The organism is Microbacterium sp. LWO13-1.2, from assembly GCF_038397725.1.
Lineage (GTDB): Bacteria > Actinomycetota > Actinomycetes > Actinomycetales > Microbacteriaceae > Microbacterium.
Genome location: NZ_CP151634.1, coordinates 1,901,384 through 1,914,676, shown reverse-complemented (window position 1 = coordinate 1,914,676; position 13,293 = coordinate 1,901,384). Strand labels below are relative to the sequence as shown.

Sequence of the window (13,293 nt, the reverse complement as noted above, 5' to 3'; positions counted from 1 at the left end):
GCTCCGCTCGTTCAACGACCAGTGCCGGTCGTTGAGCGAGGGAGGGCAGCGACCGAGACGAAACGCCCCCATCCGCCAAGGAGCCCCGCATGATCGACGTCTACGAAGCATCCATCGCCGACCTCCGCCGCGCCCTCGAGACGGGGGCCACGACCTCGGTCGAACTCGTCGACGCGTTCCTCGCCCGTATCGCCGCGTTCGACGCCCCCGGCACCGACGCGGCGCTGAACGCGGTCGTCGTCTCGAACCCGGATGCCCGCGCCGAGGCCGCCGCATCCGACGAACGCCGCGCGCGGGGCGAGGTGCGCGGCCCGCTCGACGGCATCCCGTACACGGCGAAGGACAGCTACCTCGTGCGCGGGCTCACCGCCGCCGCCGGCAGCCCCGCTTTCCAGCACCTCATCGCCCAGCACGATGCATTCACGATCGAACGGCTCCGGTCAGGCGGGGCGATCTGCCTGGGTCTGACGAACATGCCGCCGATGGCGAACGGTGGCATGCAGCGCGGCGTCTACGGCCGCGCGGAGAGCCCGTACAACGGCGACTGGCTGACGGCACCGTTCGCCTCCGGGTCGTCGAACGGCTCCGGCACGGCGACGGCCGCGAGCTTCGCCGCCTTCGGCCTCGGCGAGGAGACCTGGTCGAGCGGCCGCGGCCCCGCCACCAACAACGCCCTGTGCGCGTACACGCCCTCCCGCGGCGTGATCTCGGTGCGGGGCAACTGGCCGCTGGTTCCGACGATGGACGTCGTGGTGCCGCACACGCGCAGCATGGCTGATCTGCTCGAGGTGCTCGACGTGATCGTCGCCGACGACGCCGAGACCCGCGGTGACTTCTGGCGCGTGCAGCCGTGGGTGCCGATTCCGCAGGCTTCGACTCTTCGCCCGACGTCATATCCGGAACTGGCGGCCGACGCGTCGAGCGCACTGACCGGCGCCCGCATCGGCATTCCGCGGATGTACATCAACGCGGACCCCGCCGCCGGAACGGCGGACGAACCCGGAATCGGCGGACCGACTGGCCGGCGCATCCAGACGCGCGCTTCGGTCATCGCCCGGTGGGAGGCCGCGCGCCGCGACCTCGAAGCGGCCGGCGCCACCGTCGTCGAGGTCGACCTCCCGGTGGTGTCGAACTACGAGGGAGACCGACCAGGCGCACCGACGATCGCGACCCGCGGTCTCGTCTCGCCCGCGTTCCTGAAGCGCGAGATCGTCGACCTCTGCGCGTGGGGCTGGGAGGACTTCCTGCAGGCGAACGGCGACCCTCAGCTGCGCACGCTGGCCGATGTCGACGGGGCAGCGATCTTCCCTCATCCGGAAGGTGCGTTGCCCGACCGCTACACCGGGTTCGACGACGACATCGCCGAGTACCCCGAATGGGTGCGCGACAACCCGGGCGCCGGCCTCGACGCGATACCGGAGCTCGAGTCGGGCATTCGCGGACTCGAGGAGACCCGCCGCGTGGACCTCGAGTCGTGGATGGACGCCCTCGGCCTCGATGCCGTGGTGTTCCCTGCGGTGGCCGACGTGGGCCCGGCCAACATGGATGTGAATGCGGCATCCGCTGATCTCGGCTGGCGCAACGGCGTATGGATCGCGAACGGCAACCTCGCGGTGCGGCACCTCGGCATCCCGACGGTCACGGTGCCGATGGGTCTGATGGCTGATATCGGCATGCCGATCGGCCTCACGTTCGCCGGCCGGGCCTACGACGATGCCCGACTGCTCCGCCTCGCCGCGGGCTTCGAGGCGGTCGGCGCTCCTGGCTCTCGCCGCACACCACCACCGCGCACACCCCGCCTCTGACGACTGAGGCTTCACCCGGATGCTCGTCGCTGTCGGGAGACCGCCCGCCCTCGCCGAGACCCCCGCCTGTCGCCGAGACCCTCTGGTATTCACGTCAGTGCCAGGGGGTCTCGGCGATAACCGGGGGCGTCGGCGCTAACCGGGGGTATCGGTGCCACAAGTAAACATTTCAGATCTGTGACGCCCGCCACATTGGTGATATATTCAGGCCATGAGCACCGAGCAGAACGAGCGCGAACTCGAGACGGGGATCGTCACCGACCTCTCGGGCAAAATGACGTACGGGTCCTACCTCGGTCTCGACCAGTTGCTCAACGCGCAGCATCCGGTCTCGAACCCCGAGCACCACGATGAGCTGCTGTTCATCATCCAGCACCAGACCACGGAGCTCTGGCTGAAGCAGCTGCTGCACGAGCTCTCGTCCGCGCGTGAGCTGCTCGCCAGCGACGATCTCCGCGAGGCCCTGAAGCGGGTCGCGCGCGTCAAGAAGATCCAGGACGTGATGACGCAGCAGTGGTCCGTGCTCGCCACCCTCACGCCCACCGAATATGCGCAGTTCCGCGGCGCGCTCGGCAACTCCTCCGGGTTCCAGTCGGTGCAGTACCGGGCCGTGGAGTTCGCGCTCGGCAACAAGAACGAGCGGATGCTGCAGGTCTTCGCCGATCACCCGGAGAACCTCGCCCTGCTCACCGCCGAGTGGGAGAAGCCCACCCTCTACGACGAGTTCCTCCGCTTCGCCGCGCGGCGCGGGCTTCCGGTCCCGACCGAGATCCTCGAGCGCGACGTGCGCCTGCCCTACCGCGAGTCCCCCGCGCTCGTCCCGGCGATCCGCGAGATCTATGAGAACCACCAGCAGCACTGGGATCTGTACGAGGCCTGCGAGGACCTCGTCGATCTCGAGGACAACTTCCAGTTCTGGCGCTTCCGCCACCTCAAGACCGTCACCAGGACCATCGGCATGAAGGTCGGCACCGGCGGCTCCAGCGGGGCCGGCTTCCTGCAGCGCGCCCTCGAACTGACGTTCTTCCCCGAGCTGTACACCGTGCGCACCTCGATCGGCAGCTGATGCACGCCGCCACGTTCTTCGACGGCGGGGGATGGCGCGACGGCATCCTGTCCGTCGACGACGGCGGCCGGATGCTGCTTCGCGACGAGCCCTCGGCCCCCGATCTCCCCCGCCTCGACGGCGTCGTGGTCGGTGGGTTCACCGACCACCACGTGCACCTGCAGCTCGTCGACCCGTCGCTCCTCGCCCACTCCGCGCTCGGGCGGGTCGTGGATCTCGGCGGGAATCCCGAGATTCTCCGGTCGTATGCCGGAGAAGCGCGTTTCGTCTCACTCGCTGGCGCTCCCTCGCTCAACGACCGAAACCTTGCCCCGCGGTCGTTGAGCGAGCGGAGCGAGACGAAACGCATCGATCCGACGTTCGACAACCGGAGATCGGTGAACATCGAGTTCGCGGGGGCCTTCCTCACCGCGCCGGGCGGATATCCGTCGGATCGCGACTGGGCGCCGGAGGGTTCATGGCGCGAGATCGGTACCGTCGCGGATGCCGAGGCGACGATCGCCGAGATGGCGGATGCCGGAGCATCCTGCATCAAGGTCGCCAGCAACCGCACCGCCGGACCGGTGTTCGGCGACGGGATCCTGCGCACGATCGTCGAGCTCGCGGCGGAGCGCGGCCTGCCCGTGATCGCGCACGCCGAAGGAACGGGCGAAGCGCAGCGGGTGGCCCGACTCGGCGCCAGGGCGCTCGCCCACGCACCGTTCACCGAACGCCTCACCGATGAGGAGATCGTCGAGCAGGCGGCATCCGTCTCCTGGATCTCCACTCTCGCCATCCACGACGCTGGCGACCGCGCCCGAGCGATCGACAACGTGCGTCGCTTCCACGCCTCGGGCGGCACCGTGCGCTACGGCACCGATATGGGCAACGGCCCGACGCCTGTCGGCCTGAATCCCGGCGAAATTGCGGCGCTGCGCGAAGCGGGGGTCGACGGCATCGATCTGCTGCGCGCACTCGCACCTGCCGACCCGCTCGATCCGGCATCCGCCCTTCTCCTCCTTCCCGCGACGACTCTCGATCCGCTCGACGCCAGACCTCTGAAGGCATGACATGACCGACCTCCTCACAGCCGCCCGCGCTCTCGACGCCGCCGACCCGCTCGCGGCTCACCTCGACGCGTTCGCCGAAGCGCCGGGCGTCGGCGCCTACCTCGACGGCAATTCTCTCGGACGACCGCTCAAGGACATCCCCGAGAAGCTCGCCGCATTCGTGCGCGAGGACTGGGGCACACGTCTCATCCGCTCCTGGGACGAACAGTGGATGGCGCTCCCCCTCGAGCTCGGCGATCGGATCGGCCGTGTCGCCCTCGGCGCTGCGCCCGGCCAGACCGTCGTCGCCGACTCCACCAGCGTGCTGATCTACAAGCTGATGCGCGCCGCGGCGGCCGCCGACCCGAGCCGCACCGAGCTCGTGATCGAGGCCGGCAACTTCCCCACCGACCGGTTCCTCGCCGAGGGCGTCGCCGGCGAGACCGGGATGACCCTGCGGTGGCTGGAACCCGACCCGGTGCACGGAGTACGGCCGGCGGATGTCGCGGCTGTCGTCTCCGACCGCACCGCGCTCGTCTCGCTCAGCCACGTCGACTACCGCTCCGGCGCCCTCGCCGACATGCCGGCGATCACGACCGTCGCGCACGACGCCGGCGCGCTGATGATGTGGGACCTCTGTCACTCGGTCGGCGTCATCCCGATGCAGCTCGACGCCTGGGGCGTCGACATGGCGGTCGGCTGCACTTACAAGTACCTGAACGGCGGGCCCGGCTCTCCGGCCTTCGCCTACCTGCGCCGTTCGCTGCAGGGCGTCCTTCGGCAGCCGATCCAGGGATGGTGGAGTGCCGCCGACATCTTCGCGATGGGGCCTGCGTACGTGCCGGCCGGCGACATCCGCCAACTGCTCAGCGGCACCCCGCCGGTCACCTCGATGCTCGCGATGCAGGGGATGCTCGACCTCATCGAGGAGTCCACGATCGAGCAGGTCCGCACGAAATCGAAATCGCTGACCGACCTCGCCGTGCGCGCATACGACGAGGTGCTCGCCCCGTCGGGCGTCCGCTTGCTGAGCCCGCGCGACGCGGACCTGCGCGGCGGTCATGTCACCATCGGCCACCCCGACTTCCGCGCCGTCACCCAGCGCCTATGGGCGGACGGCATCATCCCGGACTTCCGCTTCCCCGACGGCATCCGCCTCGGCCTGTCACCGCTGAGCACCTCGCACGTCGAGACCGTGACCGGTGTGCTCGCGATCCGGGACGCCCTGCGCGGATGAACCGAATGCCGGATGCCGTGGTCCCCCCGCCCGTCGAGGGCGTGATCCTCGACGACATCGACGCGCGCCCCGGGAGCACCGCCTCGCTGCTGCGCACGTTCATCGGACTCTACCTGCGTCGTCTCGACGACTGGATCTCCGCGGCCGATCTGGTGCGCATCGCCGGCTTCCTCGGCATCCCTGCCGCGACCGCACGCACCGGCGTCACCCGACTCAAACAGAAGGGCCTCCTGCTCGCCGAGCGGGAGGGCGGCATCGGCTACCGCCTCAATCCCGCGGCGATCCCGATGCTCGAGCGCGGCGACCGGCGCATCTTCGAAGTCCGGCAGATGGCGCTCGGCGACCCATGGTGCCTGCTCTCGTTCTCGATTCCGGAGACCCGCCGCGACCTGCGCCATCAGCTGCGTCGACGGCTGCAATGGATCGGCTGCGGCATGGTCTCGCCCGCGCTGTGGATCTGCCCCGGCTATCTGCAGGACGAGGTCGAGGAGATCCTGACAGAGCTGCACGCACGCGAGTGGGCGACCCTCTTCCGCACCCAGACTCCGGAGGTCGCCGGCCCCCTCGCCGATGCGGTGTCGGGTTGGTGGGATCTCACCGCCCTCCGCGCGGAGCACGAGCTCTTCCAGGAGTCGATCGCTCCGCTACCGGATGACGCCCCCGGACCCTTCGCCGCGTACGTGCGGCTCATCGACGCGTGGCGCGTGCTTCCCTATCGCGATCCCGGCCTTCCCGCAGCGCTGCTTCCGGCGGATTGGCCAGGGCACCGCAGCTTCGACGCCCATGCCCGCCTTTCGGCGCAGCTCGCCGGGCCGGCATGGGATTTCGTGCGTACGGCCATCGCCGATCGGGCGTCCGCGAGGCCCGATCACGACGCGGCGCTCAGCGCGGACTGACGCGCGGCGGGGCCGTGGTGGCGCGGACCACGAGTCGCGTCGGCAGGATCACGTGCAGCTGCTCGAGCGGCTCTCCCGAGAGCTGGGCGAAAACCATCTCGGCAGCGACGACGCCGAGGCGATGCATCGGCTGCCGAATGGTGGTCAGCGGCAGTGCCCGCCGCGACGCTTCGGGAACGTCGTCGAAGCCGATCACCGACAGATCATCCGGCACTCTCAACCCCATCTCCTGGGCGACATCGATGACGGCGATCGCAGAGAGATCGTTGGCGGCGAAGACGGCGGTCGGACGGGTGTCGCCTGCGAGCATGAGACGAGCCGACTCTCGGGTCGTCTCCAGGTCGTAACGCCCGACACCGATCAGCGCGGGATCGACGAGGATGCCGGCATCTCCCAGCGCCCGGCGGTAGCCGGCATCACGGAGCCCGGCTGAACGCAGATCCGGTCGCCCTGCGAGGAAGCCGATGCGTCGGTGTCCGAGTTCGATCAGGTGTCGCGTGGCGGCAAGGGCACCGCCGAAACTGTCGGACTCCACGGTCGGCAATCCGGCCCGGCCGGTATGCGGATCGACCGCCACGACGGGGATCTCCGTCGACGCGCTCACGACCGTCGGCGTCACCATGATCGCCGCGTCGATGAGCGTGCCGGACAGCCTGCTCAGCGACCGGCGCTCCCATCCTTCCGCCGCACCCTGGCGAGAGCTGTAGGCGAGCAGATCGAAGGCCGTGCCATGCGCCGCGGATCCGACCCCCTTGAGGATCTCCGCGCTGAACGGCTCGAAGTCCGCCAGGAGGACTCCGATCACTCCGGTCCGTCGCGCCCGCATGCTGCTGGCGACCAGGCTGGACTCGTACCCCAGCTCGCGCACCGCATCGAGAACGCGCCGAACCGTGGCATCTGCGATTCCGTAGCGTCCGTTGACCGCCTTGGAGACGGTCGAGACCGACACCCCCGCCGCTTTCGCGACGTCGTGGATCGTCGTTCGTCCGCTCATGTCTGGACAGCGTAGCGGCGATCCATCCACGGATGGAAACTGTTTTCGAAAACGTTTGACGCTGCGGTCGATTCCCGCGAAGCTCTCCAACGCCTCACCTGACGCTGACGACGACGAGGCCCTCAACGAAGAGAACGGGAATCACATGAAAGCCAACAAGCTCCTGCTGGCATCGGCCATCGTGACCGCGGGCGTTCTCGCCCTCGGCGGATGCAGCGCCCCTCCCGGCGAATCCGCCGACGGCAAGGTCACGCTCACGTTCTGGCAGAACTCGACGACCGGCGACGGCCAGCAGTACTGGAAGGACACGATCGCCGCTTTCGAGGCGAAGTACCCCGACGTCACGGTCAAGATGCAGTCGATCCAGAACGAGGAGATGGACGGCAAGCTGCAGACCTCGCTCAACTCCAACGAGGGTCCGGACATCTTCATGGCGCGCGGCGGAGGAAAACTCGCCGACGTCGTGGAAGCCGGTCAGGTGATGGACATCACCGACAAGATCTCGGATGCCACGAAGTCCGCTGTCAGCAGCTCGCTGTCGGCGTTCGAGATCGACGGCAAGCAGTACGGGGTGCCGACGGCCGTGCTGCCCTCCGGCATCTTCTACTCGGCCGACCTGTTCGAGGCCGCCGGCGTCACGGCGACGCCCACCACGATCGACGAGTTGACCGACGTCACGGCGGAACTTCGCACATCCGGCGTCGCACCCATCGCGGTCGGCGCGAAAGACGCCTGGCCCGCTGCGCACTGGTACTACAACTTCGCCTTGCGTGCGTGCTCGAAAGAGGCGCTCGACGAGGCCGCATCCACCAGGACGTTCGACGATGAGTGCTGGCTGACCGCCGGCGAGAACCTGCAGACGGTCATCGACGCCGAACCCTTCAACGACGGTTTCCTCACGACGACGGCGCAGCAGGGCGCCGGATCTTCCGCAGGCCTGCTCGCCAACCACAAGGCGTCGATGGAACTCATGGGCGCGTGGGACCCGGGCGTGATCGCCTCCCTGACCCCGGATGAGAAGTCGCTGCCCGACCTCGCGTGGTTCCCGTTCCCCGAGGTCGAGGGCGGCGACGGCGAACCCGGCGCCATGATGGGTGGAGTCGACGGGTTCTCGTGCTGGGTCAACGCTCCGAAGGAGTGCGTCGACTTCCTCGACTTCATCGCCGAGAAGGGCAACCAGGAGGCCTACGCGAAGGCGTTCCAGACCGTGCCGGCCTCCTCCGAAGCCCAGGCCGCCGTCACCGACCCGGTGCTGAAGAACATCCTCGACGCCTACAGCGCGGCACCGTACGTCGTCGTGTGGCTGGACACGCTCTACGGCCAGAGCGTGGGCAACGCGCTGAACGTCGCAGTCGTGAACATGTTCGCAGGCCAAGGCACCGCGCAGGACATCGTCGACGCGGTGAACAGCGCCGCTGCGAAGTCCTGAACGGCATCGCATGACTACCACTCGCGTGTCACCGCAGGGCGCTGCGATCGCGCCAGGGACACCGGACTCGGCCGGGGGCGTGCAGGCGCAGCCCCCGGTCGGGCGACCGCCGATCTCCCGGCCGGCATCGCAGCCACCCCGACGTCGGGGCATCGGTTGGGGAGCCCGTGCCGAACTGATGATCCTGATCGGGCCCGCCCTGATCGTCTTCCTCGCCTTCGTCATCCTTCCCGTCGGCCTGGCCGCGTACTACGGATTCTTCAGCTGGTCCGGCTTCGGGACGCCGACCGACTTCGTCGGTTTCCGCAACTACGTCACGATCCTCAGCGACCCGGCCTTCCACGAGGCGCTCGGCCACAACCTGTTCATCCTGGTGATGTCTCTGGTCCTGCAAGGGCCGATCGCTCTCGTCTTCGCCCTTTTGCTCAACCGCAAACTGCGATTCCAATCGGTCATCCGGGTGCTGATCTTCGTGCCGTACGTGATCTCCGAGGTCGTGGTCGGCATCGGCTGGAGCCTCATGCTGCAGACCGAAGGAGCCTTCAACGGCCTGCTCGAGAAGATCGGACTGACCGGTCTGCAGGCGGACTGGCTCTCGGACCCGGCGCTCGCGATCTGGACCCTGATGCTGATCATCACCTGGAAGTACATCGGCTTCGCGGTGATCCTGTTCCTCGCCGGTCTGCAGGGCATCCCCGATGAGCTCTCCGAGGCCGCCGCCATCGACGGTGCGTCGTACTGGCAGGTGCAGCGCCTCATCGTGCTGCCGCTGCTGGGACCGACGATCCGGATCTGGGCGTTCCTGTCGGTCATCGGCTCACTGCAGCTGTTCGACCTCGTCTGGATCATCTGGGGGCAGTACGTCTCGTCGACGGCTGGGACCTCGACGATGGCGACCTACATGGTGGCCAATGGCCGCGGCGCGGGGAGCTTCGGATACGGCAGCGCCGTCGCCGTCGTCCTCTTCCTCATCTCGCTCACCATCGCGCTGATCTACCAGCGCTTCGTGCTGCGCCGAGACACCGCGGGAGCACTGACCGAGAAACCCGACACGACAGCGGAAGCGACACCATGATGGCCACCGCACTCATCCTCACGTCCGAGCCCCGAGCACGGTATGTCCCCGGCCGGCGCCGCGGCAGCACGTTCCTCATCTACTTCGCCGCGCTGCTCCTGATCGGACTGATGCTGGCTCCGGTCGTCTATACCGTGATCGGCGGATTCCGCACGAACTCCGACATCACTGTCGATCCGTCGGGTCTGCCGTCGGTATGGCGCTGGGAGAACTTCGTCGACGTTCTCGCCAGCGGGGCGTTCTGGAGGCAGGTGCTCAACTCCACGATCGCCGCGGGGACCACCACCGCGGTCGTGGTCGTCCTCGGCCTCATGGCGGCCTTCGCGCTTTCGCGGTACACGTTCCGCGGACGAGGGGCCCTGTTCGCCCTCTTCACCGCCGGGTTGATGTTCCCGATGACGGTGGCGATCACGCCGCTGTACATCCTGGTGCGCGACCTCGGCCTGTCGAACTCGCTCGCCGGCGTCATCGTCCCGCAGATCGCGTTCGCGCTCCCCGTGACGATCATCATCCTGGTGCCGTTCCTGGCGGCGATTCCGAACGAACTTCAGGAGGCCGCATCGATCGACGGATGCAGCCGCCTCGGGTTCTTCTGGCGGATGGTCATCCCGCTTGCCGTGCCCGGAGTGATCACCGTCGGCATCCTGGCCTTCATCGGGAGCTGGAACAGCTACATGCTGCCACTGTTCCTGCTCAGCGATGAGCAGCTGTACACGTTGCCGCTGGGGACGCAGGCTTTCGCATCCCAGTACTCGGTGGACACCGCCAAGGTGCTCGCGTTCACGTCGCTGTCGATGATTCCGGCGCTGGTGTTCTTCAGCCTGTTCGAGCGACGCATCGTCGGCGGGCTGACCGGCGCGGTCAAGGGCTGAAGCCGACCGGCACCACAGGAAAAGCCCCCACCAGAGCAACCCCATCAGAACGAAGAAAGAGATGAACGTGCTGCAGCAGACCCCGCGCCCCTTCTCCGCGCGCGTCGAGGCGCTCCTCGCCCGGATGACCCTCGAAGAGAAGCAGGCGCAACTCGTGGGCTTCTGGGTCGACCAGGGCGATGAGGTCGTGGCGCCGATGTCGGGCGAGAAGAAGACATCGACCCGCTACGAGGAAGCCACATCCGACGGGATCGGTCACCTGACACGGGTGTACGGCACCCGCCCTGTGGCGCCCCTGGAGCGGGCGAAGTGGCTCTGGGCCGAGCAGCGGCGGCTGCAGCAGGAGACCCGTCTCGGCATACCGGCGCTGGTTCACGAGGAGTGCCTGACCGGCCTTGCCGCGTGGCAGGCGGCCACCTTCCCGACCCCGCTGGCGTGGGGCGCCTCCTTCGACCCCGAGCTCGTCGAGGAGATGGGCCGCGCGATCGGCGGCACGATGCGCGCCCTCGGCATCCATCAGGGCCTGGCGCCTGTGCTCGACGTGATCCGCGATCCGCGGTGGGGTCGGGTCGACGAGTGCATCGCGGAGGATCCGCTGGTCGTCGGAGTGCTCGGCACCGCCTACGTCCGCGGCCTGCAGTCCGAAGGCGTGCACGCGACCCTCAAGCACTTCGTCGGATACTCCGCCTCGCAGGCCGGGCGCAATCACGCCCCGGTGCACATCGGCCTCAGGGAGATCGAGGACGTGCTGCTGCCCCCCTTCGAGATGGTGCTGCGCGAAGGCGGAGCACGCAGCGTGATGAATTCCTACACGGACATCGACGGCGTACCGGTCGCCGCCGACCCCCGCTATCTCGACGAGATCCTCCGGGAGCGCTGGGGCTTCGACGGGGTGGTCGTGTCGGACTACTTCGCCGTCGACTTCCTGCGCAGCATGCACCGCGTGGCGGCCGACGCGTCAGAGGCTGCTCGGCTCGCGATCACCGCGGGAATCGACGTCGAGCTCCCCTCACCCGACGCGTACACGACGCTCGCCCAGCAGGTGCGCGACGGCGCGCTCCCGCAGCACATCCTGGACCGGGCAGTCGGTCGAGTGCTCGCGCAGAAGGAGGAGCTCGGCCTGCTCGACGCCGACTTCACCGCCGAACCCGCCGTCGTCGACCTCGACCCACCGGGGCACCGCGCGATCGCACGTCGGCTCGCCGAGGAATCGGTCGTGCTCCTGAGCAACGACGGCATCCTCCCGCTCGACCCGACCTCGCCGCGTCGCATCGCGGTGATCGGCCCCAACGCTGACAGCGCGGAGGCATTGATGGGGTGCTATTCGTTCGTCAATCACGTGCTCGTGCACCACCAGGGCACCCCGCCGGGAATCGCCCTGCCGACGGTGCTGGAGTCGTTGCGTGCGGAGTTCTCGGATGCCGAGATCAGCCACGCGCCCGGCTGCGAGGTCGAATCGCCTGATCGTGGCCTGCTCGCGGCAGCCGTCGCGCAGGCAGACACGGCGGACATCGCCATCGTGGTCGTCGGCGACCGTGCCGGCTTGTTCGGGCGCGGCACGGTCGGTGAGGGTAACGACGTCGAGACGCTCGAGCTTCCCGGAATCCAACGGGTACTCGTCGAGGCCGTCGTCGCAACAGGCACGCCCGTGATCCTCGTGGCGCTCACGGGGCGCCCGTACGTGTGGGACTGGGCACTGCCTTCCCTCGACGCCGGCGGAGGGGTGATCACCGGCCTCGGTGCGGTGAACTCCGCGGCGCCGACGGCCGCGGCCACGACTGCCGGCGGAGCGCGGCCGGCCGCCGTCCTGCAGGCGTTCTTCCCCGGCGAGGAGGGCGGACCGGCGATCGCCGCGCTGCTGAGCGGCAGGGTCTCGCCCTCCGGTCGGCTGCCGGTCTCGCTTCCTCGATCCGCCGGCGCCCAGCCGTATTCGTATCTGCGCCCGGTGCTCGGCGGACGGACCGACGTGACCAGCGCGGACTCGACTCCGGTGCGCCCTTTCGGATTCGGCCTGGGTTACACCACGTTCTCGCACGAGCACCTCACGGTCGACGCATCCGTCGCGCCCGGCGGGAGCTTCCGCGCGTCTGTGGTGGTGCGCAATACCGGCACGACAACGGGCACCGACGTCGTGCAGCTCTACGCGCACGACGAAGTCGCGAGCGTGACCAGACCGCTGGCGCAGCTGATCGGCTTCCAGCGGATCACGCTCGACGCCGGTGCCGAAGAGGTGGTGCGCTTCGAGGTGCCGAGCGATCGCCTCTCCTTCACCGGCGTCGACGGGAACCGGCGGGTCGAGCCCGGACGGATTCAGCTGTGGGTCGGCCGATCATGCGATGACGAGGAGACGACCACGACGCTCGAGGTCGTGTCCCCCGCCGCGCCGCTCAGCCCGTCACAGCCTGGATGAAGCCGGCGACGTGCTCCTGCAGTCGGAGCATCCGCAGATCACGGGCGGTCTCGCGGTCGAAGCCCTCGTAGGCGAGCGGCGGCAGCCGACGCACGTTCGCTGAGCACTCGAAGTTCGCGCAGACGAGCGTGCCGGTGCTGTCGCCCTTGCGCCCAGCGGCACCCGCCTTCCGCGCGGTGAAGAGCTGCACCTCGTTGCGGAGCGTGACGTCGTCGCACCACGAGCACTGGGCACGCGCCACGACGCGCTGCTCCGCGCGCTGCAGGACGATCCCGACGACCCCGTCGGATGTCTCGGCGACCACGTACGCGCGCCGAGGGAACTTCGGATCGGACCACCCGAGGTAATCCAGACGCTCGAAGTCGACGTCGGCGAAGCCGGGAGGCAGGGTCAGATCGGAGACCTCCTTGCGGGAGGCGTTGCGGAAGCTGGCGCGGATGTCGCGCTCGGTCACGGGAGACATGGGAATCCATTCAAGAGG

The 13,293-nt window shown here is 68.6% G+C and carries 11 protein-coding genes; 9 read left to right on the top strand and 2 right to left on the bottom strand.

The genetic code is table 11. The features are described 5' to 3' along the window. Positions 1 to 89: 89 nt before the first annotated feature. The 5 genes from MRBLWO13_RS08910 (at position 90) to MRBLWO13_RS08890 (ending at position 6,032) form a co-directional block, all read left to right on the top strand. Positions 90 to 1,805 carry an amidase gene (locus MRBLWO13_RS08910; RefSeq protein ID WP_341978083.1) on the top strand — a complete coding sequence of 572 codons (1,716 nt, stop codon included), beginning with the start codon at positions 90 to 92 and terminating at the stop codon, positions 1,803 to 1,805. A gap of 211 nt (positions 1,806 to 2,016) precedes the next feature. Beyond that, entirely contained in the window at positions 2,017 to 2,871 is an 855-nt protein-coding gene (locus MRBLWO13_RS08905; protein WP_341978081.1) for a tryptophan 2,3-dioxygenase family protein, read from the top strand. Beyond that, positions 2,871 to 3,920, top strand: coding sequence for a hydrolase (locus MRBLWO13_RS08900; RefSeq protein WP_341978079.1), 1,050 nt, complete (start codon positions 2,871 to 2,873; stop codon positions 3,918 to 3,920). Before MRBLWO13_RS08905 ends, MRBLWO13_RS08900 begins: the two co-directional genes overlap by 1 nt. Before the next feature lies 1 nt (position 3,921). After that, the gene (locus MRBLWO13_RS08895; protein ID WP_341978077.1) at positions 3,922 to 5,136 is read left to right on the top strand and encodes an aminotransferase class V-fold PLP-dependent enzyme; all 1,215 of its coding nucleotides are present in this window, start codon (positions 3,922 to 3,924) and stop codon (positions 5,134 to 5,136) included. Next, positions 5,133 to 6,032 carry a PaaX family transcriptional regulator C-terminal domain-containing protein gene (locus tag MRBLWO13_RS08890; RefSeq protein WP_341978075.1) on the top strand — a complete coding sequence of 300 codons (900 nt, stop codon included), beginning with the start codon at positions 5,133 to 5,135 and terminating at the stop codon, positions 6,030 to 6,032. The genes MRBLWO13_RS08895 and MRBLWO13_RS08890 overlap by 4 nt, the downstream gene beginning before the upstream one ends. Here the strand turns inward: MRBLWO13_RS08890 and MRBLWO13_RS08885 are convergent. Beyond that, the gene (locus tag MRBLWO13_RS08885) at positions 6,019 to 7,026 is read right to left on the bottom strand and encodes a LacI family DNA-binding transcriptional regulator (RefSeq protein WP_341978073.1); all 1,008 of its coding nucleotides are present in this window, start codon (positions 7,024 to 7,026) and stop codon (positions 6,019 to 6,021) included. The two genes, MRBLWO13_RS08890 and MRBLWO13_RS08885, sit on opposite strands and share 14 nt — an antisense overlap. Positions 7,027 to 7,171: 145 nt before the next feature. Between MRBLWO13_RS08885 and MRBLWO13_RS08880 the strand changes: the two genes are divergently transcribed. The 4 genes from MRBLWO13_RS08880 to MRBLWO13_RS08865 all read left to right on the top strand — a co-directional run bounded on the left by MRBLWO13_RS08880 (position 7,172) and on the right by MRBLWO13_RS08865 (position 12,812). Continuing rightward, the gene (locus tag MRBLWO13_RS08880; protein WP_341978071.1) at positions 7,172 to 8,455 is read left to right on the top strand and encodes an extracellular solute-binding protein; all 1,284 of its coding nucleotides are present in this window, start codon (positions 7,172 to 7,174) and stop codon (positions 8,453 to 8,455) included. Between the two features lie 10 nt (positions 8,456 to 8,465). Next, positions 8,466 to 9,530, top strand: coding sequence for a sugar ABC transporter permease (locus tag MRBLWO13_RS08875; RefSeq protein ID WP_341978070.1), 1,065 nt, complete (start codon positions 8,466 to 8,468; stop codon positions 9,528 to 9,530). Then, positions 9,527 to 10,402, top strand: a complete 876-nt coding sequence (locus MRBLWO13_RS08870) for a carbohydrate ABC transporter permease (RefSeq protein WP_341978068.1) — start codon at positions 9,527 to 9,529, stop codon at positions 10,400 to 10,402. Before MRBLWO13_RS08875 ends, MRBLWO13_RS08870 begins: the two co-directional genes overlap by 4 nt. 61 nt (positions 10,403 to 10,463) lie before the next feature. Continuing rightward, positions 10,464 to 12,812: a glycoside hydrolase family 3 N-terminal domain-containing protein gene (locus tag MRBLWO13_RS08865; protein ID WP_341978066.1), complete on the top strand. Its 2,349-nt coding sequence runs from the start codon at positions 10,464 to 10,466 to the stop codon at positions 12,810 to 12,812. Here MRBLWO13_RS08865 and MRBLWO13_RS08860 read toward each other — a convergent pair. Continuing rightward, positions 12,790 to 13,275, bottom strand: coding sequence for an FBP domain-containing protein (locus MRBLWO13_RS08860; protein ID WP_341978064.1), 486 nt, complete (start codon positions 13,273 to 13,275; stop codon positions 12,790 to 12,792). The two genes, MRBLWO13_RS08865 and MRBLWO13_RS08860, sit on opposite strands and share 23 nt — an antisense overlap. Positions 13,276 to 13,293 lie beyond the last annotated feature (18 nt).

Excerpts from the sequence above, each read along its gene's own strand:
- MRBLWO13_RS08890 (WP_341978075.1), top strand. The coding sequence starts at position 5,133 with ATGAACCGAATGCCGGATGCCGTGGTCCCCCCGCCCGTCGAGGGCGTG.
- MRBLWO13_RS08865 (WP_341978066.1), top strand. The coding sequence starts at position 10,464 with ATGAACGTGCTGCAGCAGACCCCGCGCCCCTTCTCCGCGCGCGTCGAG.
- MRBLWO13_RS08870 (WP_341978068.1), top strand. The coding sequence starts at position 9,527 with ATGATGGCCACCGCACTCATCCTCACGTCCGAGCCCCGAGCACGGTAT.
- MRBLWO13_RS08880 (WP_341978071.1), top strand. The coding sequence starts at position 7,172 with ATGAAAGCCAACAAGCTCCTGCTGGCATCGGCCATCGTGACCGCGGGC.
- MRBLWO13_RS08875 (WP_341978070.1), top strand. The coding sequence starts at position 8,466 with ATGACTACCACTCGCGTGTCACCGCAGGGCGCTGCGATCGCGCCAGGG.
- MRBLWO13_RS08895 (WP_341978077.1), top strand. The coding sequence starts at position 3,922 with ATGACCGACCTCCTCACAGCCGCCCGCGCTCTCGACGCCGCCGACCCG.
- MRBLWO13_RS08885 (WP_341978073.1), bottom strand. The coding sequence starts at position 7,026 with ATGAGCGGACGAACGACGATCCACGACGTCGCGAAAGCGGCGGGGGTG.
- MRBLWO13_RS08905 (WP_341978081.1), top strand. The coding sequence starts at position 2,017 with ATGAGCACCGAGCAGAACGAGCGCGAACTCGAGACGGGGATCGTCACC.
- MRBLWO13_RS08910 (WP_341978083.1), top strand. The coding sequence starts at position 90 with ATGATCGACGTCTACGAAGCATCCATCGCCGACCTCCGCCGCGCCCTC.
- MRBLWO13_RS08860 (WP_341978064.1), bottom strand. The coding sequence starts at position 13,275 with ATGTCTCCCGTGACCGAGCGCGACATCCGCGCCAGCTTCCGCAACGCC.
- MRBLWO13_RS08900 (WP_341978079.1), top strand. The coding sequence starts at position 2,871 with ATGCACGCCGCCACGTTCTTCGACGGCGGGGGATGGCGCGACGGCATC.